We start from the raw sequence: 20,955 nt of genomic DNA on the forward strand, positions 1-20,955 counted from the left end.
CAACTGCGCCAAGGCGTTTGAAGGCGGCGATTATAAGCCCCAAACGCCGGTCCCGTGAGGCAAAAACGATCAGTCGTTACGCGAGCCGCCGAAATACCCGCAGCCGCGCTGCACCTGGCCGTCGATCCGCAGTTCGGCGCTCATGTGCTGGATGCTGCCGGTGCTGCTATCGACGCAACGATTGGGCGCGACCCACAGCTCAATGTGCTTGCCGTTGGCTTCGCTGCTGAGATTGAACCGGCCATCGCCCAATTGCTCTTCAACGTAGGGCACCGCCAGTGGAGGCTCGCCGGCACGGTCGATGGCCATGCCTTTGCCGCTGACTTTGACGTTCCACTCAGGCCCATGGCCGGCAGCCCGCAGAATCAACAGTTTGAAATTGGGGTCATCGCACGCCGTGCCCGAACGCTCGACGCGGTACAACTGCGCAAGGTCGAGGCGGCTGCCATCGATCTGGCCACGCACGTCGGCGAACAATTTACCCTGATCATCGGCCAGGCTTGCGGCCTCTTGCAGGACGCTGGTGCCGCCGGTGTCGTTGACCACCAGGCTGCGCGATTCATTGCACGGCTGGAACATCAGCTTGCCGTCGGCCGCGGTCAACTGGCCCTGCATGCGGGTCTGCCCCACGTGGGAGGCGCTCTGCCGCGGGCCATCGAACAACTGGCACGCAGCGAACAACGGAAGCAGGGCAACGAGGACGAGGGAACGGGCAACACGCATCTTTGGTTCTCCAGACAAGTGCCGCCACGTTACTTAGGCAAGCCCGCGATCACAAGGCTTGTGTATAGGGATTGAGTTGCCCATTGCGCCGCCGCATAGTGGCGCACTTGTCCAGGACCGGGCCCATTTGCCATGCACCAACACGTGTCTGTTTTCCCCAAACGCCTCTATGCATTGGATGCACTGCGTGGCATCGCTGCGTTGGCGGTGGTGTTTTGGCATTGGCAGCACTTCTTTTTTCAAGGCGCGCTACCTGGCCCGCTGCACACCGAGCAGCAACCGTTTTATCAGGTGTTTTCATTGTTTTATCGACATGGTGGCGATGCAGTTGCGCTGTTCTTCAGCCTGTCGGGGTTCATTTTTGCCTGGTTATTTGCTCAATCGGTGGCTCGACAAACCTTGAGCAGCAAGCAGTTTTTTCTTGAACGCTTCAGCCGTATCTATCCGCTGCACCTGGCGACCTTTGCGGCCGTTGCGCTGCTGCAAATGATCTACACACGGTATACGGGCAACGCCTTCATCTACCCGTTCAACGATCTCTATCACGGCGTGCTGAATGTCTTTCTGGCACCTGCGTGGGGGTTTGAACAGGGCTGGTCATTCAACGGTCCGGCCTGGTCTATTTCCGTTGAAGTGCTGCTCTACGCGGCATTTTTCCTGCTGTGGCGCTATTCGTCTTTTCCATTCCTGATAGGCGTTGTGCTGATCGGTGTGGCGGCTTATGTGTTTCCTGCACAGTACAAAATCACCTTGGGCGTGCTCGGTTTTTTCTGCGGTGGCCTGGGCTATCGGATCGTCACATGGCTGTTGCAACGCTGGTCGGCACGTTGGGTGGGTGGGGGGCTGGCGGCAGGGTGTGTGGCGGGTTGGTGGCTGTTAGGCGTTGATCAGCCACTGATCAAGTTTGGGCTGTTGTTTCCACTGACAATCATGGCCATTGCAGCCTGTCATCGAGTGCTGGAGCCCGTCGCCCGTCGTCTGGCCTGGCTGGGCGACATCAGCTATGCCTCGTATTTATTGCATTTTCCGCTGCAAATCATCGCCGCGTTGATGGCCGATAAATACTTTCCGGGACGCAGTGTTTTTTATCAGCCGTGGACGTTGCTGCTGTTCTTTACCGTGTTACTCGTGGCAAGCCTGCTGTGCCACCGCTGGTTCGAACGACCGATGCAACGGTGGCTGCGGCAGTTTGGACGCGAACGCGTGGTGCGGGGTGAAATGGTTCGTTAGCCGCACCCGCGTCCGAGCTGCGGGTCAGCCCACGTGAAAGGTCTGACCCGTCTGCAAGCCTTCCACACTTTTGGCGTAGGCCAATGCCACATCCACTGCCGGAACCGGCTTGTAGCCACGGAAGTACGGCGCATAGCTGCCCATGGCTTCCAGCAGCACGGTCGGGCTGATCGAGTTCACCCGCAGGCCGCGCGGCAGTTCAATTGCGGCGGCGCGGACGAAGCTGTCCAGCGCGCCGTTGACCAATGCGGCTGAGGCACCGCTGCGAATCGGGTCGTGGCTGAGCACGCCGGTGGTGAAGGTGAACGAGGCGCCGTCATTGGCGAATTCGCGGCCGATCAGCAGCAGGTTGACCTGGCCCATCAGTTTGTCTTTCAGGCCCAGGGCGAAGCTGTCTGCGGTCATTTCGTCCAGCGGCGCGAAGGTTACGTTGCCAGCGGCGCAGACCAGCGCATCGAACTTGCCGGTTTTTTCGAACAGGGCGCGGATCGAGGCGCTGTCGCTGATATCCACATGCAGATCACCGCTGTTACGGCCAATGCGGATGACTTCGTGACGTTGCGACAGCTCCTTGTCGACCGCCGAACCGATGGTGCCGCCTGCGCCTATCAAAAGAATCTTCATCGTGCTGTTCCTTGAAGTGGTTGAACGAGGATTCAGTCTAGAGTGGTTTTTTCTGTGGATAAGCGCGCTAATAGGCAACCTTTGGTTTTCAAATGGAAACAATCCATGAGCGAAATGGATGATCTGGCGGCGTTCGCGGTGTTGATCGAAGCCGGCAGTTTTACCCTGGCGGCCCAGCAACTGGGTTGCAGCAAGGGCCAGCTCTCCAAGCGCATCAGTCTGTTGGAGGCGCGGTTCTGCGTGGTCTTGCTGCAACGTACCACTCGCCGTTTAAGCCTCACGGCGGCGGGGGCGGCGCTGTTGCCCCAAGCCCAGGCGCTTGTCGTTCAAGTGGAGCGGGCGCGTCAGGCCTTGGCGCGATTGAAGGACGACATGGCCGGGCCGGTGCGTATGACGGTTCCGGTGTCGCTAGGGGAAACCTTCTTCGATGGTTTGTTGCTGGAGTTTTCCAGCAAGTACCCCGAAGTGCAGATCGAACTGGACTTGAGCAACAGCTACCGTGATTTGTCCCGCGACGGTTTTGACCTGGCGGTGCGCTCCGAGGTCGGCAATGACGAACGCCTGGTGGCCCGCCCGTTATTGGCCTGGCACGAAATGACCTGCGCCAGTCCGGCCTACCTTGAGCAATATGGCGAACCGTCGACGCCTCAAGCACTCGCTGAACACCGTTGTCTGCTCAATAGTCATTACAGCGGTCGCGAAGAATGGCTCTATCACCAGCAACACGAGTTGTTGCGGGTGCGAGTTTCGGGACCGTTCGCCAGCAACCATTACAGCCTGCTGAAAAAAGCCGCACTGGCCGGTGCCGGCATTGCGCGGTTGCCGTCGTACCTGCTGCAAACGGAATTGGCCGACGGACGTTTACGCTGGCTCCTGCGTGATTATCAGACCCGTCGCATGCCGATGTACCTGGTGCATCCGTATCAGGGCGGGTTACCGAGGCGCACCCAAGTGCTGGCGGACTATTTGATGGGGTGGTTCAAGCGCAGTGGCGAGGCATTGGATCGCCTCCAGCGTTGAGCATCCATCAAAACCACGCCGATCAAAGTAGGAGCTGCCGAAGGCTGCGATCTTTTGATCTGGCTCTTGATCTTCAGCGATCTTAAAAACATCAAGATCAAAAGATCGCTGCCTTCGGCAGCTCCTACGGGGGCGTGTTGCCAGGCTGGTATTGCGGGTCGATCTGGCCCAGTGCCTGATTCACCGTCAGTCAGCGAGCATGATGCTTTGCTGGATGCCGAGCAGTAGGGTTCGATTTTGAGCAAACGATAGAGGCCAACCCCCAGGCGCACAAGCCAGCGGATTCGGGCGTAGCTGTAGGCAATGGCGCAAGGCGTTGTAACTTGCAGGAAGTAACACTGACACGGATTAAACACACCCTGTTAAACACCAAAAATCCCCCTGAGCTGCCGAAGGCTGCGATCTTTTGACCTTGATCTTCAGCGATCATGAAGAAAATAAAGATCAAAAGATCGCAGCCTTCGGCAGCTTCTACAGGGGATCTTCAGTGTTGTTGAGTGGGTGTCAGGCACAAAAAAACGGCCCGAAGGCCGTTTTTTATTTACCGCAAAAGCTCAACCACCCAGATACGCTTCACGCACTTTCGGATCGGTCAGCAGTGCTTCACCGGTGCCTTGCATCACCACACGGCCGTTCTCTAGAACGTACGCGCGGTCAGCAATTTTCAGCGCCTGGTTGGCGTTCTGCTCTACCAGGAACACCGTCACACCGTCCTTGCGCAGCTGTTCGATGATGTCGAAGATCTGCTGGATGATGATCGGGGCCAGGCCCAGTGAAGGCTCGTCGAGCAGCAGCAGTTTGGGCTTGCTCATCAGCGCACGGCCGATGGCGAGCATTTGCTGTTCGCCGCCGGACATGGTGCCGCCGCGTTGGGCAAAACGCTCTTTCAGGCGAGGGAAAAGTCCGAGAACCTTGTCCATCTGTTCCTGATAGTCGCCCTTGTCGGTGAAGAAGCCGCCCATGGCGAGGTTTTCTTCCACGGTCAGACGGGCAAACACCCGACGACCTTCCGGCACCACGGCAATGCTCTTGCGCATGATCTGCGCCGAGGTCTGCCCCACGAGCTCTTCACCCATGTACTTGATGCTGCCGCTGTGGGCTTGCGGCGAACCGCACAGCGTCATCAGCAGGGTGGATTTGCCCGCGCCGTTGGCGCCGATCAGGGTGACGATTTCGCCCTGGCGGATTTCCACGTTGACGCCGTGCAGGGCCTGGATCTTGCCGTAGAAGGTGGAAACGTTTTCGAATTGCAGCATTTACGCTTCCCCCAGGTAGGCTTTGATCACTTCAGGATTGTCGCGAATCTGTTCCGGCGTGCCGTTGGCCAGGGGCGTGCCCTGGTTGATCACGACGATGTGGTCGGAAATGCTCATGACCAGTTTCATGTCGTGTTCGATCAGCAGCACGGTCACATCATGCTCGTTGCGGAGCACGCTGATCAGCGCCTTGAGGTCTTCGGTTTCCTTCGGGTTCAGGCCGGCGGCCGGTTCGTCGAGCATGAGGATTCGCGGACGGGTCATCATGCAACGAGCGATTTCCAGGCGACGTTGCTGACCGTAGGCCAGGGTGCCGGCCGGACGGTTGGCGAAGGCCTTCAGGTTGACCTTGTCCAGCCAGTACTCGGCGAACTCCATGGCTTCGCGCTCGCTTTTGCGGAACGCCGGGGTCTTGAACAGACCCGCCAGGAAGTTGGTGTTCAGGTGACGGTGCTGGGCGATCAAGAGGTTCTCGACCGCGGTCATGTCCTTGAACAGGCGCACGTTCTGGAAGGTGCGCACCACGCCTTTGCGGGCGATCTCGTGGCCGGGCAAACCTTCGATGGCCTGGCCGTCGAGCAGGATGCTGCCGCCGCTTGGCTTGTAAAAACCGGTCAAGCAGTTGAACACGGTGGTCTTGCCGGCACCGTTGGGGCCGATCAGCGCCACGACCTGTTTTTCGTGCACGGTCAGGGCCACGCCGTTGACCGCCAGCAAACCGCCGAAGCGCATGCTCAGATTTTCGACTTTAAGGATCTCGCGGCTCATTTGCGCAGCTCCATGTGAGGACGTTGCATGGGCAGCAGGCCTTGAGGGCGCCAGATCATCATCAGCACCATCAAGGCGCCGAACATCAACATGCGGTATTCACTGAACTCACGCATCATTTCCGGCAACAGGATCATTACCGTGGCGGCAAGCACGACGCCCAGTTGTGAGCCCATGCCGCCCAGCACCACGATGGCGAGGATGGTCGCCGACTCGATGAAGGTGAAGGACTCCGGTGTCACCAGCCCTTGGCGCGCGGCGAAGAAGCTGCCGGCGAAACCGGCGAAGCAGGCACCCAGGGTAAACGCCGAAAGCTTGATGATGGTCGGGTTCAGGCCCAACGCACGGCAGGCGATTTCGTCTTCACGCAGCGCTTCCCAGGCACGGCCCAACGGCATGCGCAGCAAGCGATTGATGACGAACAGGGCGAATAGCGCCAACACCACCGCAATCAGGTAAAGGAAGATCACCTTGTTGACCGGGTTGTAGGCCAGACCGAAGTACTCGTGGAACGTCTGCAAGCCCTCACCAGCGGTTTTATCGAAGGTCAGTCCGAAAAGCGTCGGCTTGGGAATGTTACTGATGCCGTTCGGGCCACCGGTAATGTCGGTCAGGTTACGCAGGAACAGACGGATGATTTCACCGAAGCCCAGGGTCACGATCGCCAGGTAGTCGCCACGAAGGCGCAATACCGGGAAGCCGAGCAGGAAGCCGAAGGTGGCCGCCATCAGGCCGGCGATTGGCAGGCAGATCCAGAAGCTCAGACCGTAGTAGTGCGACAGCAGCGCATAACTGTAGGCGCCGACGGCATAGAAACCGACGTAACCAAGGTCGAGCAGACCGGCCAGACCGACCACAATGTTCAGGCCCAGGCCCAGCATCACGTAGATCAACACCAGCGTTGCGATGTCCACCGCGCCACGGGAACCGAAGAACGGCCACACCAGGGCACCGATGATCAGCGCAATGATGATCCAGCGCTGGGTGGTCGGCAGGGTCAGGAAGTTACTGGCCTTGGCCGGCATCACTGGCATGTTCGGCGAGGATTTCCACGCCGCGCTGATTTGCTGGTCGAACAGCACCCGCAGGAACATCAGCACCGAGCAAACGGCGATGGTGATCAGTGTTGAGGTGCTGGTGCCATGCACTTCAAGGTTGATGCCGACGATGGTCAGCTTCAGACCGAGTACCGGGTAGGCCACGGCCCACACCAGCAAGGCGCTGAACAACGCCTGTTTAAGATTCCTAGTCATACTTTTTCAACCTCCGGACGGCCCAGCAGGCCGGTAGGCCGGAACAACAACACCAGAACCAATAGGCCGAACGCCACGACGTCCTTGTATTGGTCGCCGAAGATATCGGCACCGAAGGCTTCCGCCACCCCTAGCACCAGCCCGCCGAGCATGGCTCCGGGGATGCTGCCGATACCGCCCAATACAGCGGCGGTGAAGGCCTTGAGGCCGACGAGGAAACCGGCGTTCGGGTTGATCACGCCGTATTGCATGCTCAGCAGCACGGCCGCGATGGCCGCCAGCGCAGCACCGATGACGAAGGTCAGGGCGATGATGTTGTTGGTGTTGATACCCAGCAGGTTGGCCATCTTGATGTCTTCGGCGCAGGCGCGGCAGGCGCGACCCAGGCGAGAGCGGGAGATGAACAGCGTCAGGCCGAGCATGGCGACCAGAGTCACCACGAACACCACGATTTGCATGTAGGAAATCAGCACTTCATGTGCGCCACCTGGCCCGATGGAGAAATTGCCGGGGATCAGGTTGGGGATGGATTTGTCCTTGGAGTCTTGCGCCAGCAGAACCGTGTTCTGCAGGAAAATCGACATGCCGATGGCGGAAATCAGCGGGATCAGACGGTTGCTGCCGCGCAGGGGGCGGTAGGCGATCCGTTCGATGCTGTAACCGTAGGCACTGGTGACAACGATGGTGGCGAGGAAAGCGGCGGTCATCAACAGCGGAACACTGTCGAGTCCCATCATGGACAGGCCCGCGATGGCGATGAACGCCACGTAGGAACCGATCATGTACACCTCGCCGTGGGCGAAGTTGATCATTCCAATGATGCCGTAAACCATCGTATAGCCGATGGCGATCAGGGCATACGTGCTGCCAACGGTCAGACCGTTAACCAGCTGCTGGAAGAAGTGATAGATGTCAGGCATTACAGCGCTCCTAAAAACCTGATACGCATTTCACTGGTGGAGTCATTTTCCCGCTCGAGCCCCGTGGATCTGCATCCACTTCGAATTCGAGGTTTGCCAGCGAACCGCTGATGACGGTTTTGAGATTTTCAGGTGGGGAGACTGGCGGATCACGCCAGCGCGGCCCAATACGTTCGTAAAACAAAGCCCACGGCACGCCGTGGGCTTTATTGGCAGTCAGCTTGGCAAGGCCTTACTGAGGCGAAACTTCAGTTTTAGGTTTGCCGAAGTGCCACTCGTAAACCACGAATTTGAAGTCTTTCAGGTCGCCCTTGGCGTCGAAGCTCAGGTCGCCAGTCGGGGTTTTGAACGAACCTGCGTGGATGGCCGCGGCCACTTTGGCAGGGTCTTCGCTCTTGGCGGCAGTGATACCACCGGCGATGACTTCAACAGCCGAGTAGGCCGGGAACACGAACGGACCGCTCGGGTCTTCTTTCTTGGCTTTGAACGCGTCAGCCAGGGCGACGTTGGCCGGATCCTGGTCGAAGGATTTCGGCAGGGTCACCAGCAGGCCTTCGGAAGCGTCTTTGGCGATCTGCGAAATGGAGTCGTTACCCACGCCTTCTGGACCCATGAACTTGGCTTTCAGGCCTTTTTCCTGGGATTGACGCAGGATCAGGCCCAGCTCCGGGTGGTAGCCGCCGTAGTAGACGAAGTCGACGTTGGCTTGCTTGAGCTTGGAGATGATCGAGGAGAAGTCTTTGTCGCCGGCGTTGATGCCTTCGAATACGGCAACTTTTACGTTTTTGCCTTCGAGGGTTTTCTTGACGGCAGTAGCGATGCCTTCACCGTATTGCTGTTTGTCGTGCAGCACAGCAACGATTTTCGGTTTGACGTGATCGGCGATGTAGTTACCGGCGGCAGGGCCCTGGGCGCTGTCCAGACCGATAGTACGGAAGATCATTTTGTAACCACGGGCGGTGATGTCCGGGCTGGTGGCAGCCGGGGTGATCATGATTACGCCTTCGTCTTCGTAGATGTCCGAAGCGGGTTGAGTGGAGCTGGAGCACAGGTGACCGACTACGAACTTGACGCCGTCGTTGACGACTTTGTTCGCTACAGCAACCGCTTGTTTCGGATCACAGGCATCGTCGTATTCAACGGCTTCGAGCTTCTTGCCGTCGACACCGCCCTTGGCGTTGATTTGTTCGATGGCCATTTTGGCGCCACTGAACTGCATGTCGCCGTATTGGGCTACCGGGCCGGTTTTAGGGCCGGCGATACCGATCTTGATGGTGTCAGCTGCGAACGAATGGCTGGCAACCCCGGCCAGAACCATAGCGGCAAACAGTTTGGAAATCTGCTTAGTAGCCTTAGTCATAGTGCTCCACTCTTACTGTTGTAGTTTTTATAGTCCTGGCGCCGTAGCAGCAGAACCGGGTCAGATATCTTGGATATCCTCCGGAAAATGCCCCCGGCAACTGTACCGGTACAGTGTAGAGCGCCGATTGTCAGCCTGGGAAGCTGGCGCCGAGGGGCAAAACCAAAGGGTGTCGCTTTTTTGAAAGAAAAATACAGAATTGCGGCGGGATGTTAGCTGGCTAATCGCTTGATTCATCAGCATTCCTTGGCTTTCCTGCGCTTTTCGTTCGGTGACTCAATTGCATCCGGGTTTTTCTGCCAGACCACCGACGTTATCATTCACGCCGATTTCTTTTCTGGACAGGACCCATGACTGAAGAACCTAGCACCCTCTATGCCAAGCTGCTTGGTGAGACCGCATCTATTACCTGGAAGGAACTGGAACCGTTCTTCGCCAAGGGTGCCCTATTGTGGGTCGACCCCAGCCTTGATTTGATCGCTGCCGCCGAGGCCGTGGCCACCGACGAAGGCGAGAAAGTGGCTGCCTGGCTGGCTGCCGATACCCTCGCCAAGCTCTCTGAAACGCGGGCGCTGGATCTTTTCGAGCGCGATCCGCAGTTGTGGGCCGTGGTGGTTTCGCCGTGGATTCTGATCCAGGAAAGGGCGACGAGCTGACGTTGCGCACCAAATAGGTGCGGCATCCAGTCTGCTAAAAGTGTGTAGCCGAGTAGCGTGATGGCATGTTGCCGTAGAGAAAGGCCACAGAAGGGTCTTGAAGAGGGTGACGTAAACGTAACGGGAACAGTTTTATGAGCAGCCTGCGGGCTGCTTAATTGTTTCTGGATGTTTGAATTTGCATTGAAGTTGAGGCCGCCATCGCGAGCAAGCTCGCTCCCACAGGGGACCGCGTTCCGTGTGAAAGAATGCGGTCCCCTGTGGGAGCGAGCTTGCTCGCGATTGGAGGCGACTCGATCTCGCGCTGGCTTAGAAAGTCTTGCCAGTATGGTTATTGAGCGAAATAACCTTGGTCTTGCCAATCCGGTGGCGATAAATCTCGCGCAAGTACTTGATCGCCTTCTTCACGCAATCCCGGGACAAACGAATGTCGTTGATCGACACAAACTTGTCTTTGTCGCTGATCAGCTCGCGGTACTTCTTCTCATACATCGGCTTGATCGCGTACCAGTTGGTATCGAGGATTTTCGCCGGATTTTCGAATTCGTTGAGCAAGTCGTCGATCAGGGCTTCGTCGAAGTCTTCATGGATGATGAAGTCGAGGATCGAGTTATCCAGGGTCTCGTCGAAGCGGTACGGGTTTTTCGCAAAGCAGCGCTTGATGAAGGCCACGATCAGGGTCAGGAAGTCGTCCGACAGGCACGGGCTCTTGGCGATCAGGGTGGTCAGCGACAGGTTGGCCGAGGCGCCGATCACCAGCGCATAACGCTTGAGCGTGGTGTTGGGGAACAGGCTGTTGAGGTGGGTCTTCAACCGGTTCAGGTCCATGTAGGACAGCTTGTAGTCCTTGGGCAACGACACGATCGACACCACAGACGAGCAGTTCTTGAAGAAGTGCAGGTCGTGCAACGCGGCCGCGTCATAGCCGGAATTCTTGTACTGCTCCAGGGATGCGCGATAGCGCTTGGACTCGATCGGCAACAGGCTGATGCCTTCGATGGCCTGGGTAACTTTGTTGAAGTGCGGCAGGTCGATGGAGCGGAAGAACAGGTCGTCGATGTTCAGGCGCTGCGGCTCTTTATCGAACACCTTGAATTTATCGCTGCTCGGCGCAGGAGTTTCCGGCACCACGGATTCGGCGTAGGCAATCGCCACCGGGCCCGCCAGACTCATGAACAGGTCGTTGGCGTCCAGGCGAATGGTTTCGCCGATGTCGATGCCGGCGCGACGGAAATAGTTCTGGTCGTAGTCAGTCGTGACCGCCTGCGCCGTCAGAATGTTGAAGATCTGCTGCGAGATGTACTGGTTGGCGTGCTTTTCCATCGCATTGACATCAATGTTCTGGATGTTGCCATCATCGCTTTCTTCGGCGTAACGCATGATGTCGTTGGAGATCAGCATCATCGCGTTCCATGGGCGGATACGGCCCATGACGCTGGCTTCGCTGCTGTCTTCGTTGTCGAAGTTGTAGGAGAAGTCCCATTCTTCAGACAGGTATTTGCACAGCAGACGACCGGCGTTGATGTGCAGCGCCTCGGACATTTCGCTGCGGTGGTCGGAGATGTTCGGCAGCACGCAAATGCCGCTGGTGAAGATCGGCTCGAAAACAAAGGCGTGGCCGCTTTTGCTGTCGTGCTCGTCCATCGGCTTGGTGTCGAACGTCTTGTTCATGTACGAGTGCTGCTGGGCCAGGCCGAATTCCGAGGCCATGCCCGAACCTGTACCGCCGCCGGCGCTGAAAATAGAGAAATACAGACGCGACTGGTTGGCCTTGATCCCGCAGCTGTCGATCAGGTACGAGTGAATCATCTTCCAGTCAGGGCTGGAGAAACGCTGGGTGTCCTTGTTCAGGATGATCTTGGCCAGGTACTGACCAAGGATCGGCGCGTTACCGGCACCACCGGCGTGGACTTCCGACAAGTCCATGATTTTCATTTTGCTGTAGTCGCGCAGGAAGCCGCTTTTTTCGCCCTTGCGCGAGAAACGGATGCGCCCGGCGATGTCTTTGTCCAGGTCGCCGAGCATCACCAGTGGCTCGACCAGGAACACCGGTTTGGTGGCCTTGTTCGGCCCCAGGCGCAGGTTGTTACGAATCCATTGGGCCGGGCTGTAGCCTTTTTCGGCGTAGCGTTTGTCCGGCGACAGGCGATCTTCGTTGTTGAATTCGTTGAGGTAGAACTTGCGCGCGTTGTACACCAGTTCGGCCACGTCGAGCGCGATGTTCGAACCGCAACGGCCCAGGCCGATCAGGCACACCGACGGGAATTCCTGCTCATTGTGTTGTTCGCTGTCGCCTTCCAGATGCGGTGGGCGCGGGAACACCATGTCGCGCAGGCCATCGAGGTTGTCGAGGATGCGGTCGGTATTGGTTTCGGTGAAGTAAAGGTATTGCTGGGTCGCCAGCGGGCGCGACGGGATCAATGGCTTCGACGCTGAAGGGCTGTTGGCCGCAGGGCTCAACGTCAGATCGGATACCGCAGTGGCCGGATTATTTTTAGAAGTCATTGTGCGCCATGTGCCTGGACTGGTTGGTTCAACGACAAGGTGTCATCGAACTTCACGGAATGAGTTTTCGCGTCTTTTTGCGCGCGTAAATGTCCCAAGCGACAGGGCTTTGACCGGTGCGCCGCTCAGGGGAGTCCATTCCTGATTTATGATGGATCGGCCAGTATTCGGCGATCTTTAATCAAAAGGAGGCAAAATGATGGCCGCTTTACCTTCCCTCGGATTCGCCGGAATTGGCTTGATGGGCCTGCCAATGTGCCAGCGCCTGTTGGCTGCGGGTTATCCGCTGACGGTGTGGAACCGCAATCCGGCCAAGTGCGCACCCTTGATAGAAGCGGGAGCGCGGCAGGTGGCGACGCCCGCCGAACTGTGTGAGCACGCGGATATAGTGATGCTGTGTCTGGCGGACACGGCGGTGGTGCGCGAGGTGGTGTTTGGCCCGGCAGGCGTTGCCGAGGGTGGGAAAAGTGGCCAGTTGCTGGTGGATTTTTCCAGCCTGGAGCCCACTGCCACGCGGGAAATGGCCATGGCACTCGACAGCCAGTCCGGCATGGCCTGGCTGGATGCGCCGGTGTCGGGCGGGGTGGTCGGCGCCGAGGCGGGCAGTCTGGCGATTATGGTCGGTGGCGAAGCGGCGGACCTTGAGCGTGTGCGGCCAGTGCTGCTGAGTCTGGGCCATCGGGTCACCCACATGGGCGCCGTCGGTGCCGGCCAGGTGACCAAGGCCTGCAATCAGATGATCGTCGCCTGTAACGCCCTGGTCATCGCCGAAGTGGTGGCACTGGCCGAACGTTCAGGTGTCGACGCCAGCCTGATCGCCGAAGCGCTGGCCGGCGGTTTCGCTGATTCAAAACCGTTGCAGATTCTCGCCCCACAAATGGCCGAGAGCCGCTTCGAACCGGTGAAATGGCATGTGCGCACGCTGCTCAAGGATCTGGACACGGCGGTGAAATTCTCTCGCGAACAGGGCTCGGCCACGCCAATCAGCGGATTGGCCGCACAACTGATGCGCCTGCATGGGGGCCAGGGCTTTTTGGAAAAGGATCCGTCAACGTTAGTCCGGTTATACCGCGAGCCAGATTCAATGGACTGACCGTGTGTGCGTGTTTGCGTTGATTGATTTCGTTCAACACCGGGCGTAGTTCTTCCAGTGGCACCGGGCGGCTGAGCAGGTACCCTTGAATGAAATCGCAGCCGTAGCGCTCGAGAAACTCGTATTGCTCGACGGTTTCAACGCCCTCGGTGACCACCTGCAAATGCAGGGTATGCGCCATGACGATGATTGCCTGGACGATCTCCATGTCCGGGGTCGCCCTGGGGATGTCCTGAATGAACGATCGATCGATCTTCAGCGTGTTCAGCGGCAGGCGCTTGAGGTAGGCCAGGGATGAATAACCGGTGCCGAAATCATCGATCGACAGCGACACCCCGAGGGCACGGATCTGCCGCAGCAGCACCAGGGTGTTGGCGATATTGCCCATCAGTGCATTTTCCGTGACTTCCAGTTCCAGGCGTTCAGGCGCGACCCCCGTCACACGCAGGACCTCTTCGATTTCGTCGGCCAATTCTTCCCGTGCCAGGTTCAGGGGCGAGCAGTTCACTGCGATTCTCAGGGCTTCACAGCCGTGGCGGGACAACTCACCCAAGTCTTCACACGCCTTGCACAGTACCCAGTTGTCCAGTTCGGCAATCAGCCCGTTGGCCTCGGCGATGGCAATGAAACGGTCCGGCGTGAGCAAACCGTGAATCGGGTGTTGCCAGCGAATCAGCGCTTCAAGCTTGGTGACCTGGCCGGTTTTAAGCTCGTAGATCGGTTGGTAGTACAGCTTCAGCCCGACGTCTTCGCGCAGGGCATGGCGCAGTTCCTCTTCCAGCTGCAGCTCCATCGTGGCCCGGGTGCGCAGGTTCGCACTGAAGAAATGCAGGCTGTTGCGTCCGCTGCCCTTGGACTGGTACAGCGCCAGGTCGGCGTTTTTCAGCAGTTCTTCGCAGGTCTTGCCGTCCTCGGGGAACAGGCTGATGCCGATGCTGGTGGTCATCACCATGCGCCGGCCAGACAGCTCGATGGGCTCTTTCATTTTGAACATGATGCGTTGCGCCATGTGCCGGGCTTCTTCGCGGTCGTGCAGGCCGATGAGGATGCAGAACTCGTCGCCGCCGAAGCGCGCCACCACATCGTCGTGACTGCGCACCGAGCCTTTGATGTGGCTGGCCAGCACCTTGAGCAATTCGTCGCCGGCATCGTGGCCCAGGCTGTCGTTGATGCGTTTGAAGTGGTCGATGTCGAGGAACATCACCGCCAGCATCCCGCCCTCGTTGGTTTTCTCGATCAGTTTCTCGGCAAAGATCTGATTGAAGCCGCGACGGTTGATCAGGTTGGTCAGGGCGTCGTAGTGCGCGACCTGTTGCAGCGACATGCGCGCCTGGTCGAGTTGGCTGAGCAGGGTGTTGACCCGGCGCAGGTCGTGTTCCTTGTTTTGCAGTTTTTTGTCAGCGAGTGCGGCGCTGATGCAGCTACCGATGATCAACAGGGTCATGACCGCGACCGTCAGCCCCAATTGCAGGTGGTTATTTTCGCTGGGCAGGATCGGCAGGCTGCCAATCGGCAGTACCAGGGTGAGCGCCGCCATGCCGGTGAAATGCATGCTGACGATGCCGGCGCCGAGCACCAGGCTGGCGGTAAATTTGCGCAGTTGATGCAACAGGCCGGTGCCATTGCGCAGGTGGCTGGAAATCAACAGCGCGGCGAGGCTGGCGCCAATCGCGATGGCAATGGAAAGGGCGAACAGGGCGGGATTGTAGTAGGCCGTTGCAATCGAGCGCATGGCGGCCATGCCCACATAGTGCATGGTCGCGATGCCCAGGCCGATCCAGATCGCGGCGCGCAGGTATTGCCAGAACGTCACATGAGGATGGCTGAGCGTGTGCATCGCCAGATAGGAGGCCGTCAGGGCGAATACCAGCGAAAGCAGGGTGACGGGCAATTGGTAGTGGATTTCGACCGGTGCCTGGAACGCCAGCATGCTGATGAAATGCATGGCCCAGATACCGCCCGCCAGGCACCCGGCACCGACCCAGCGCCACAGTCGCTGGGTACCGGACTTTTCCACGTGGCCGACCCGTTCGGTCATGTCCAGCGTGGCAAAGCCGGCTGCACAGGCCACCACGTAGGCCAGCAGCACCAAAAAAGGGTTGTGGGTGCAGTTGAGTATGACCTGCCCGCCTTCCGGCAGCTCGGTAAGGAACTGCAAACCAAGCCACTCCATAGCATGCCCCGTGTCTGAGTCATCCTGGCCGGTGCCCTGAGCACCGGCGAATGCTTTGGAGTATAGAGGTCATGTACAGAGCGCAAGCCGTGATGGCACGGTGACGCCAATGATTTCGGTATGGGCCTAATAGCTATTGGCGCTAAGCCTCAAGCGCTCTGTTCATACGGGATTTCGAACTCCGGTTGCAGCGCAGGCAGCCCAAACGCAGCGCGCGCCGCATCGCAATCCACGTTCGCCTCGCCATTGGCCCAGGACGCATCGAACTCCCGGCAGGTGCTGGAGCGTTGATCATAAATTGAGCACTGCACCTGGCTGCCGACTTCGCCCACCAGCCCGATGCAGCGGGTGGGTTTGCAGTCTGTGCCGAGCATGGCGACCCGACTGGGGCTGATCGGCGCGACCAGATCGTCGGGCACCGTCCCCCCGGCCGAGGTGCATTCACCCCAGAAAAAAGACACGCGAAAATGAGAACAGCAGGCACCGCAATTCAGACACGGACTGGCTTCGGACATGGGCGATAGTCAAAGAGGGATGGGGGACACGGTGGGGCAGAACAGGTCGCTATTCTAGGCTTCGGCTTGGGGTTTGGAAGGGGGGCGCAGAGGTATTTTTCAACGCTTGGTCGGACGATGGAAAACACCACAATTCCCCTGTGGGAGCGGGCTTGCTCGCGAAGGCGGTGTGTCAGCCAACATTGATATCGACTGATACGACGCCTTCGCGAGCAAGCCCGCTCCCACAGGGTTTTGTGGTGTTTGGAGGGGGCGGTTGCCATGGGCAGGTATCAGCATTACGAATAATTACAGACAGCTCTGGCGCGCCTGACTAGATTGCAGTTTCCGGGGGCAGCGACGCCTTCATAACAATAAAAGAGACGGACCCCATGCAGAACTCGACCCAAGCGGCGAATGCCTGGCGCATTCTGTTCCTGCTGTTCCTGGCCAATCTGTTCAACTTCTTCGATCGCACCATCCCCGCCATCATCATCGAACCGATCCGCATGGAATGGCACCTCAGCGACTTTCAGCTAGGGATCATCGGCACTGCATTCACCATCGTTTATGCCATTGCCGGCCTGCCGCTGGGGCGGATGGCCGATACCGGTTCCCGGGCCAAACTGATGGGTTGGGGCCTGGCGGTCTGGAGCGGGCTCACCGCCGTCAACGGGCTGGTCGGCAGTTTCTGGAGTTTCCTGATTGTGCGGATGGGCATCGGTATCGGTGAAGCGAGCTACGCACCCGCCGCCAATTCGCTGATCGGCGACCTGTTCCCGGCCCATCGCCGCGCGCGTGCGATGGGCATTTTCATGCTGGGTTTGCCATTGGGCTTGTTGCTGGCGTTCTTCACCATTGGCGCGATGGTCAAGGCGTTCGATAGCTGGCGTGCGCCGTTTTTTATCGCAGCGGTGCCGGGGTTGATCCTGGCGATCTTTATGTTCTTCATTAAAGAACCGAAACGCGGCGCGGCAGAAACCGTGCAAGTCTCACAAGAACGCGTGGACCGGCCGATCCGTCGGGTGCTGGCGGTGCCGACGTTCCTGTGGTTGGTGCTGGCGGGGCTGTGTTTCAACTTCGCGACCTATGCCTGCAACTCTTTCCTGGTGCCGATGTTGCAACGCTATTTCCTGATGCCGTTGCATGAAGCGGCGGTGGCAACCGGCGTGATTGTCGGCGTGACCGGGCTGTTCGGCTTGACCTTGGGCGGCTGGGTTGCCGACAAGATCCACCAACGGGTGGCCAATGGGCGACTGTTGTTTGCCGCGTTCAGTTTGATCATCTCCACCGTGTGCACCGCGTGGGCGCTGCATGCCGGGCGCATCGAGATTGGCGTGTTTGTCGCAGTGTTCAGCCTCGGTTGGCTGTTCGCGTACAACTTCTACACCTGCGTGTACACGGCGATTCAGGACGTGGTTGAACCGCGCCTGCGGGCCACGGCCATGGCGCTGTTCTTTGCCGGGTTGTATCTGCTGGGCGGTGGTTTGGGGCCGGTGGTAGTGGGCGGCTTGTCCGATCACTTTGCCCATACCGCGATGTTGGCTGCGGGCGCCGGGGAGATGACCGAGGCGTTCAAGGCTGTCGGGTTGCACGACGCGATGTATTTGATCCCGGTGGCGCTGTTTCTCACCATGGTGTTTCTGTTTATGGCGTCGCGGTGTTTTGTGCGGGATGCGAAGCGGATGAAGGAAGGGTTGGTGGCTGTTGTTGTGCCAGAGGTTACTGCGGTGACTGCATAACCGCCTTCGCGGGCAAGCCCGCTCCCACATTTGGAATGCATTCCCCTGTGGGAGCGGGCTTGCTCGCGAAGGCGCCATCAGCCACACCACAAAGGTAAAGCATAAAAAAGGCCCGCATCTCTGCGGGCCTTCTTTGTTTCTACGGAGTAGAGGAGGGCGATTAACCCGCCACCAACACTCGAATCGCTTCCAGTCGCAGCGCAGCCTTGTCGAGCATGGCCAGGCCTTGCTCGCGTTGATTGCGCAGGGCCACCAGTTCGCTGTCGCGTACGGTCGGGTTGACCGCTTGCAACGCGGTCAGGCGCGCCAGTTCTTCGTCGGTGTCGGCCGCCAGGCGACGTTGCGCCTCAGCCACACGCTCGGCGTGACGCGGGGTGATCTTCTCTTCGCCGGCGTTGATCCGTGGCGTCAGCTGATCGCGCTGGGCCTGGATGAACTTGTTGGCGCTGGCACGCGGTACGCTTTCCAGTTGATCGTTCAGGGTTTCGAACGACACCCGGCCCGACAAGTCATTGCCATTGGCATCGAGCAGGCAGCGCAGGGCGGCCGGCGGCAGGTAACGGCCCAATTGCAGCGAGCGCGGGGCTACCACTTCGCTGACGTAGAGCAGTTCCAGCAACACGGTGCCAGGTTTCAGCGCCTTGTTCTTGATCAGCGCCACGGCGGTGTTGCCCATCGAACCGGACAGCACCAGGTCCATGCCGCCCTGCACCATCGGGTGCTCCCAGGTGATGAACTGCATGTCTTCGCGAGACAGCGCCTGGTTGCGGTCGTAAGTGATGGTCACGCCTTCGTCGTCACCCAGCGGGAAGCTGGCGTCGAGCATTTTTTCGCTCGGCTTGAGGATCAGGGCGTTTTCCGAATGGTCTTCGCTGTCGATACCGAACGCATCGAACAGGGTTTCCATGTAGATCGGCAGGGCGAACTGATCGTCTTGCTCAAGGATGTCCTCGACCAACTGATCGCCTTCGCCCGAACCACCGGAGTTGAGTTCCAGCAAACGGTCGCGACCGGTGTGCAGCTCGGCTTCCAGACGTTCACGCTCACTGCGCGCTTCGTCGATCAGTGCTTGCCACTCGCCATCGTCAGCGTTTTCCAGCAGCGGCAGCAGGCGCGAGCCGAACTGATGCTGCAAGGCGTTGCCGGTCGGGCAGGTATTGAGGAAGGCGTTCAGCGCTTCGTGATACCACTGGAACAGGCGCTCTTGCGGGCTGGTTTCCAGGTACGGCACGTGCAGCTCGATGATGTGCTTCTGGCCGATCCGGTCGAGACGGCCGATACGCTGCTCCAGCAGGTCCGGGTGCGACGGCAGATCGAACAGCACCAAGTGGTGCGAGAACTGGAAGTTGCGGCCTTCACTGCCGATTTCCGAGCAGATCAGCACTTGCGCGCCAAACTCTTCATCCGCGAAGTAGGCGGCGGCGCGGTCACGTTCGAGGATGTTCATACCCTCGTGGAACACCGTGGCCGGGATGCCGGAGCGCACGCGCAGGGCGTCTTCCAGGTCCATGGCGGTTTCGGCGTGGGCGCAGATCACCAGCACTTTGGTGCGCTTGAGCATTTTCAGCTGATCGATCAGCCATTCGACGCGCGGGTCGAATTTCCACCAGCGTTCTTCTTCATTGGCGTCCGGCTGGGCCTGGAAGCTGACTTCCGGGTACAGCTCTGCATGATCGCCCAACGGTAGTTCGAGGTATTCGTCCGGGCACGGCAGCGGGTACGGGTGCAGTTTGCGCTCCGGGAAACCCTGCACGGCGGCGCGGGTGTTGCGGAACAGCACGCGGCCGGTGCCGTGGCGGTCGAGCAGCTCACGGACCAGACGGGCGCTGGCTTCGGCGTCGCCATCGTTGACGGCGGTCAGCAGCGCTTCGCCTTCGTTGCCGAGGAAACCGTGAATGGTTTTGTGTGCTTCGGGCGACAGGCGACCCTTGTCCAGCAACTCCTGAACGGCTTCGGCCACCGGGCGATAGTTTTCGCTCTCGGCGCGGAAGGCATGCAGGTCATGGAAACGGTTCGGATCGAGCAGGCGCAGACGGGCGAAGTGGCTGTCCTGGCCCAGTTGTTCCGGGGTTGCAGTCAGCAGCAATACACCGGGAATGACTTCGGCCAGTTGTTCCACCAGCGAGTATTCCGCGCTGGCCTTTTCTTCGTGCCAGACCAAGTGGTGAGCTTCGTCGACGACCATCAAGTCCCAACCGGCGGCGAACAGCGCGTCCTGGGCCTTCTCATCGTCCACCAGCCATTCCAGCGCCACGAGGGCGAGCTGAGTGTCTTCGAACGGGTTGGCGGCATCGCTTTCGATAAAGCGTTCTTCGTCGAACAACGCGACTTGCAGGTTGAAGCGGCGGCGCATCTCGACCAGCCACTGGTGCTGGAGGTTCTCTGGAACCAGGATCAGCACGCGGTTGGCGCGGCCCGACAGCAGTTGGCGATGGATCACCAAACCGGCTTCGATGGTTTTACCCAGGCCCACTTCGTCCGCCAGCAATACCCGCGGCGCGATACGGTCAGCGACTTCACGGGCGATGTGCAATTGGTGCGCGATTGGCTGTGCACGCACGCCGCCCAGGCCCCAAAGGGACGATTGCAGCTGACGGCTGGTGTGTTCCAGGGTGTGATAACGCAGGGAGAACCAGGCCAGCGGGTCGATCTGCCCGGCGAACAGACGGTCGCTGGCCAGACGGAACTGAATGAAGTTCGACAGTTGGGTTTCCGGCAGGGTCACCACTTCGTTTTGCGCGTTGAGGCCGTGGTAGACCAGCAGGCCATCGACATCGTCGACTTCCTGTACGGTCAGTTTCCAGCCTTCGAAGTGAGTGATCGAGTCACCCGGGGAAAACCGCACACGTGTGAGAGGCGCATTCCGTAGCGCGTACTGACGAGTGTCGCCAGTGGCCGGATAGAGCACGGTCAACAAGCGGCCGTCCTGTGCCAGAACGGTGCCCAAACCCAGCTCGGCTTCACTGTCACTAATCCAGCGTTGCCCCGGTTGATACTGCTGCGCCATGCTGCCTGACTCCCACCTTGAAAAAGCGGGCTATCTTAACGGAATGAGACCCTGAGGCCAAAGAATAACGCGCGTAGACGCACGCAGGAGCTGGCGAAGCCTGCGATCTTTTGATCTTGGGGAACACCACG

16 protein-coding genes and 1 pseudogene are annotated in these 20,955 nt (G+C 59.2%); 6 read left to right on the forward strand and 11 right to left on the reverse strand.

Annotated features, from left to right (window positions below; translation table 11 throughout):
* Positions 1-69 precede the first annotated feature (69 nt).
* Positions 70-723 (reverse strand): COG3650 family protein, encoded by a 654-nt coding sequence (locus ACWIKB_RS08465; RefSeq protein ID WP_475266173.1) that lies wholly within the window; start codon positions 721-723, stop codon positions 70-72.
* A gap of 144 nt (positions 724-867) precedes the next feature.
* Between ACWIKB_RS08465 and ACWIKB_RS08470 the strand changes: the two genes are divergently transcribed.
* Positions 868-1,953 (forward strand): acyltransferase family protein, encoded by a 1,086-nt coding sequence (locus tag ACWIKB_RS08470; RefSeq protein ID WP_475266174.1) that lies wholly within the window; start codon positions 868-870, stop codon positions 1,951-1,953.
* Positions 1,954-1,977: 24 nt separating this feature from the next.
* Here ACWIKB_RS08470 and ACWIKB_RS08475 read toward each other — a convergent pair whose 3' ends face one another.
* Positions 1,978-2,577, reverse strand: a complete 600-nt coding sequence (locus ACWIKB_RS08475) for a short chain dehydrogenase (protein WP_201201277.1) — start codon at positions 2,575-2,577, stop codon at positions 1,978-1,980.
* Positions 2,578-2,682: 105 nt separating this feature from the next.
* Between ACWIKB_RS08475 and ACWIKB_RS08480 the strand changes: the two genes are divergently transcribed.
* Positions 2,683-3,597: a LysR family transcriptional regulator gene (locus tag ACWIKB_RS08480; RefSeq protein ID WP_475266175.1), complete on the forward strand. Its 915-nt coding sequence runs from the start codon at positions 2,683-2,685 to the stop codon at positions 3,595-3,597.
* A 554-nt stretch (positions 3,598-4,151) separates the two neighbouring features.
* Here the strand turns inward: ACWIKB_RS08480 and ACWIKB_RS08485 are convergent.
* From ACWIKB_RS08485 to ACWIKB_RS08505, 5 genes are all read right to left on the reverse strand, one after another.
* Complete coding sequence (locus ACWIKB_RS08485) at positions 4,152-4,853, reverse strand: ABC transporter ATP-binding protein (protein WP_201201292.1); 702 nt, start codon at positions 4,851-4,853, stop codon at positions 4,152-4,154.
* Complete coding sequence (gene livG / locus ACWIKB_RS08490; protein WP_475266176.1) at positions 4,854-5,621, reverse strand: high-affinity branched-chain amino acid ABC transporter ATP-binding protein LivG; 768 nt, start codon at positions 5,619-5,621, stop codon at positions 4,854-4,856. It lies immediately after the preceding gene.
* On the reverse strand, positions 5,618-6,874 hold the full coding sequence (locus ACWIKB_RS08495) for a high-affinity branched-chain amino acid ABC transporter permease LivM (RefSeq protein ID WP_475266177.1): 1,257 nt from the start codon (positions 6,872-6,874) through the stop codon (positions 5,618-5,620). The genes livG and ACWIKB_RS08495 overlap by 4 nt, the downstream gene beginning before the upstream one ends.
* On the reverse strand, positions 6,871-7,794 hold the full coding sequence (gene livH / locus ACWIKB_RS08500) for a high-affinity branched-chain amino acid ABC transporter permease LivH (protein ID WP_475266178.1): 924 nt from the start codon (positions 7,792-7,794) through the stop codon (positions 6,871-6,873). The genes ACWIKB_RS08495 and livH overlap by 4 nt, the downstream gene beginning before the upstream one ends.
* A 232-nt stretch (positions 7,795-8,026) precedes the next feature.
* Positions 8,027-9,154, reverse strand: coding sequence for a branched-chain amino acid ABC transporter substrate-binding protein (locus ACWIKB_RS08505; protein WP_403017736.1), 1,128 nt, complete (start codon positions 9,152-9,154; stop codon positions 8,027-8,029).
* A 350-nt stretch (positions 9,155-9,504) separates the two neighbouring features.
* Between ACWIKB_RS08505 and ACWIKB_RS08510 the strand changes: the two genes are divergently transcribed.
* Positions 9,505-9,810, forward strand: coding sequence for a DUF2288 domain-containing protein (locus ACWIKB_RS08510; protein ID WP_475266179.1), 306 nt, complete (start codon positions 9,505-9,507; stop codon positions 9,808-9,810).
* A 309-nt stretch (positions 9,811-10,119) separates the two neighbouring features.
* On the opposite strand, the gene ACWIKB_RS08515 is transcribed toward ACWIKB_RS08510, so the two are convergent.
* On the reverse strand, positions 10,120-12,315 hold the full coding sequence (locus ACWIKB_RS08515) for a hypothetical protein (RefSeq protein ID WP_475266180.1): 2,196 nt from the start codon (positions 12,313-12,315) through the stop codon (positions 10,120-10,122).
* A gap of 196 nt (positions 12,316-12,511) precedes the next feature.
* On the opposite strand from ACWIKB_RS08515, the gene ACWIKB_RS08520 reads away from it, so the two are divergent.
* Entirely contained in the window at positions 12,512-13,408 is an 897-nt protein-coding gene (locus ACWIKB_RS08520) for an NAD(P)-dependent oxidoreductase (RefSeq protein WP_475266181.1), read from the forward strand.
* Here the strand turns inward: ACWIKB_RS08520 and ACWIKB_RS08525 are convergent.
* Both ACWIKB_RS08525 and ACWIKB_RS08530 read right to left on the reverse strand, forming a co-directional pair.
* Entirely contained in the window at positions 13,299-15,581 is a 2,283-nt protein-coding gene (locus ACWIKB_RS08525) for a putative bifunctional diguanylate cyclase/phosphodiesterase (protein WP_475266182.1), read from the reverse strand. The genes ACWIKB_RS08520 and ACWIKB_RS08525 overlap by 110 nt on opposite strands.
* Positions 15,582-15,730: 149 nt before the next feature.
* Positions 15,731-16,096, reverse strand: a complete 366-nt coding sequence (locus ACWIKB_RS08530; protein WP_475266183.1) for a YkgJ family cysteine cluster protein — start codon at positions 16,094-16,096, stop codon at positions 15,731-15,733.
* A 140-nt stretch (positions 16,097-16,236) separates the two neighbouring features.
* Here ACWIKB_RS08530 and ACWIKB_RS08535 point away from each other — a divergent pair.
* Together ACWIKB_RS08535 and ACWIKB_RS08540 are read left to right on the forward strand one after the other, a co-directional pair.
* Positions 16,237-16,326: pseudogene (locus tag ACWIKB_RS08535) on the forward strand (metal ABC transporter ATP-binding protein); the annotation flags it as partial.
* 141 nt (positions 16,327-16,467) lie between these two features.
* Positions 16,468-17,817, forward strand: a complete 1,350-nt coding sequence (locus ACWIKB_RS08540) for a spinster family MFS transporter (RefSeq protein ID WP_475266184.1) — start codon at positions 16,468-16,470, stop codon at positions 17,815-17,817.
* Positions 17,818-17,977: 160 nt separating this feature from the next.
* On the opposite strand, the gene rapA is transcribed toward ACWIKB_RS08540, so the two are convergent.
* Entirely contained in the window at positions 17,978-20,824 is a 2,847-nt protein-coding gene (rapA, locus tag ACWIKB_RS08545) for an RNA polymerase-associated protein RapA (protein ID WP_475266185.1), read from the reverse strand.
* Between the last annotated feature and the right edge of the window lie 131 nt (positions 20,825-20,955).

The sequence above is a fragment of the Pseudomonas sp. 5Vm1k genome (assembly GCF_056161485.1).

Coding starts and splice junctions, on each gene's coding strand:
- ACWIKB_RS08465 (WP_475266173.1), bottom strand. CDS start 723: ATGCGTGTTGCCCGTTCCCTCGTCCTCGTTGCCCTGCTTCCGTTGTTC.
- ACWIKB_RS08475 (WP_201201277.1), bottom strand. CDS start 2,577: ATGAAGATTCTTTTGATAGGCGCAGGCGGCACCATCGGTTCGGCGGTC.
- ACWIKB_RS08480 (WP_475266175.1), top strand. CDS start 2,683: ATGAGCGAAATGGATGATCTGGCGGCGTTCGCGGTGTTGATCGAAGCC.
- ACWIKB_RS08485 (WP_201201292.1), bottom strand. CDS start 4,853: ATGCTGCAATTCGAAAACGTTTCCACCTTCTACGGCAAGATCCAGGCC.
- livG (WP_475266176.1), bottom strand. CDS start 5,621: ATGAGCCGCGAGATCCTTAAAGTCGAAAATCTGAGCATGCGCTTCGGC.
- ACWIKB_RS08495 (WP_475266177.1), bottom strand. CDS start 6,874: ATGACTAGGAATCTTAAACAGGCGTTGTTCAGCGCCTTGCTGGTGTGG.
- livH (WP_475266178.1), bottom strand. CDS start 7,794: ATGCCTGACATCTATCACTTCTTCCAGCAGCTGGTTAACGGTCTGACC.
- ACWIKB_RS08505 (WP_403017736.1), bottom strand. CDS start 9,154: ATGACTAAGGCTACTAAGCAGATTTCCAAACTGTTTGCCGCTATGGTT.
- ACWIKB_RS08510 (WP_475266179.1), top strand. CDS start 9,505: ATGACTGAAGAACCTAGCACCCTCTATGCCAAGCTGCTTGGTGAGACC.
- ACWIKB_RS08515 (WP_475266180.1), bottom strand. CDS start 12,315: ATGACTTCTAAAAATAATCCGGCCACTGCGGTATCCGATCTGACGTTG.
- ACWIKB_RS08520 (WP_475266181.1), top strand. CDS start 12,512: ATGATGGCCGCTTTACCTTCCCTCGGATTCGCCGGAATTGGCTTGATG.
- ACWIKB_RS08525 (WP_475266182.1), bottom strand. CDS start 15,581: ATGGAGTGGCTTGGTTTGCAGTTCCTTACCGAGCTGCCGGAAGGCGGG.
- ACWIKB_RS08530 (WP_475266183.1), bottom strand. CDS start 16,096: ATGTCCGAAGCCAGTCCGTGTCTGAATTGCGGTGCCTGCTGTTCTCAT.
- ACWIKB_RS08540 (WP_475266184.1), top strand. CDS start 16,468: ATGCAGAACTCGACCCAAGCGGCGAATGCCTGGCGCATTCTGTTCCTG.
- rapA (WP_475266185.1), bottom strand. CDS start 20,824: ATGGCGCAGCAGTATCAACCGGGGCAACGCTGGATTAGTGACAGTGAA.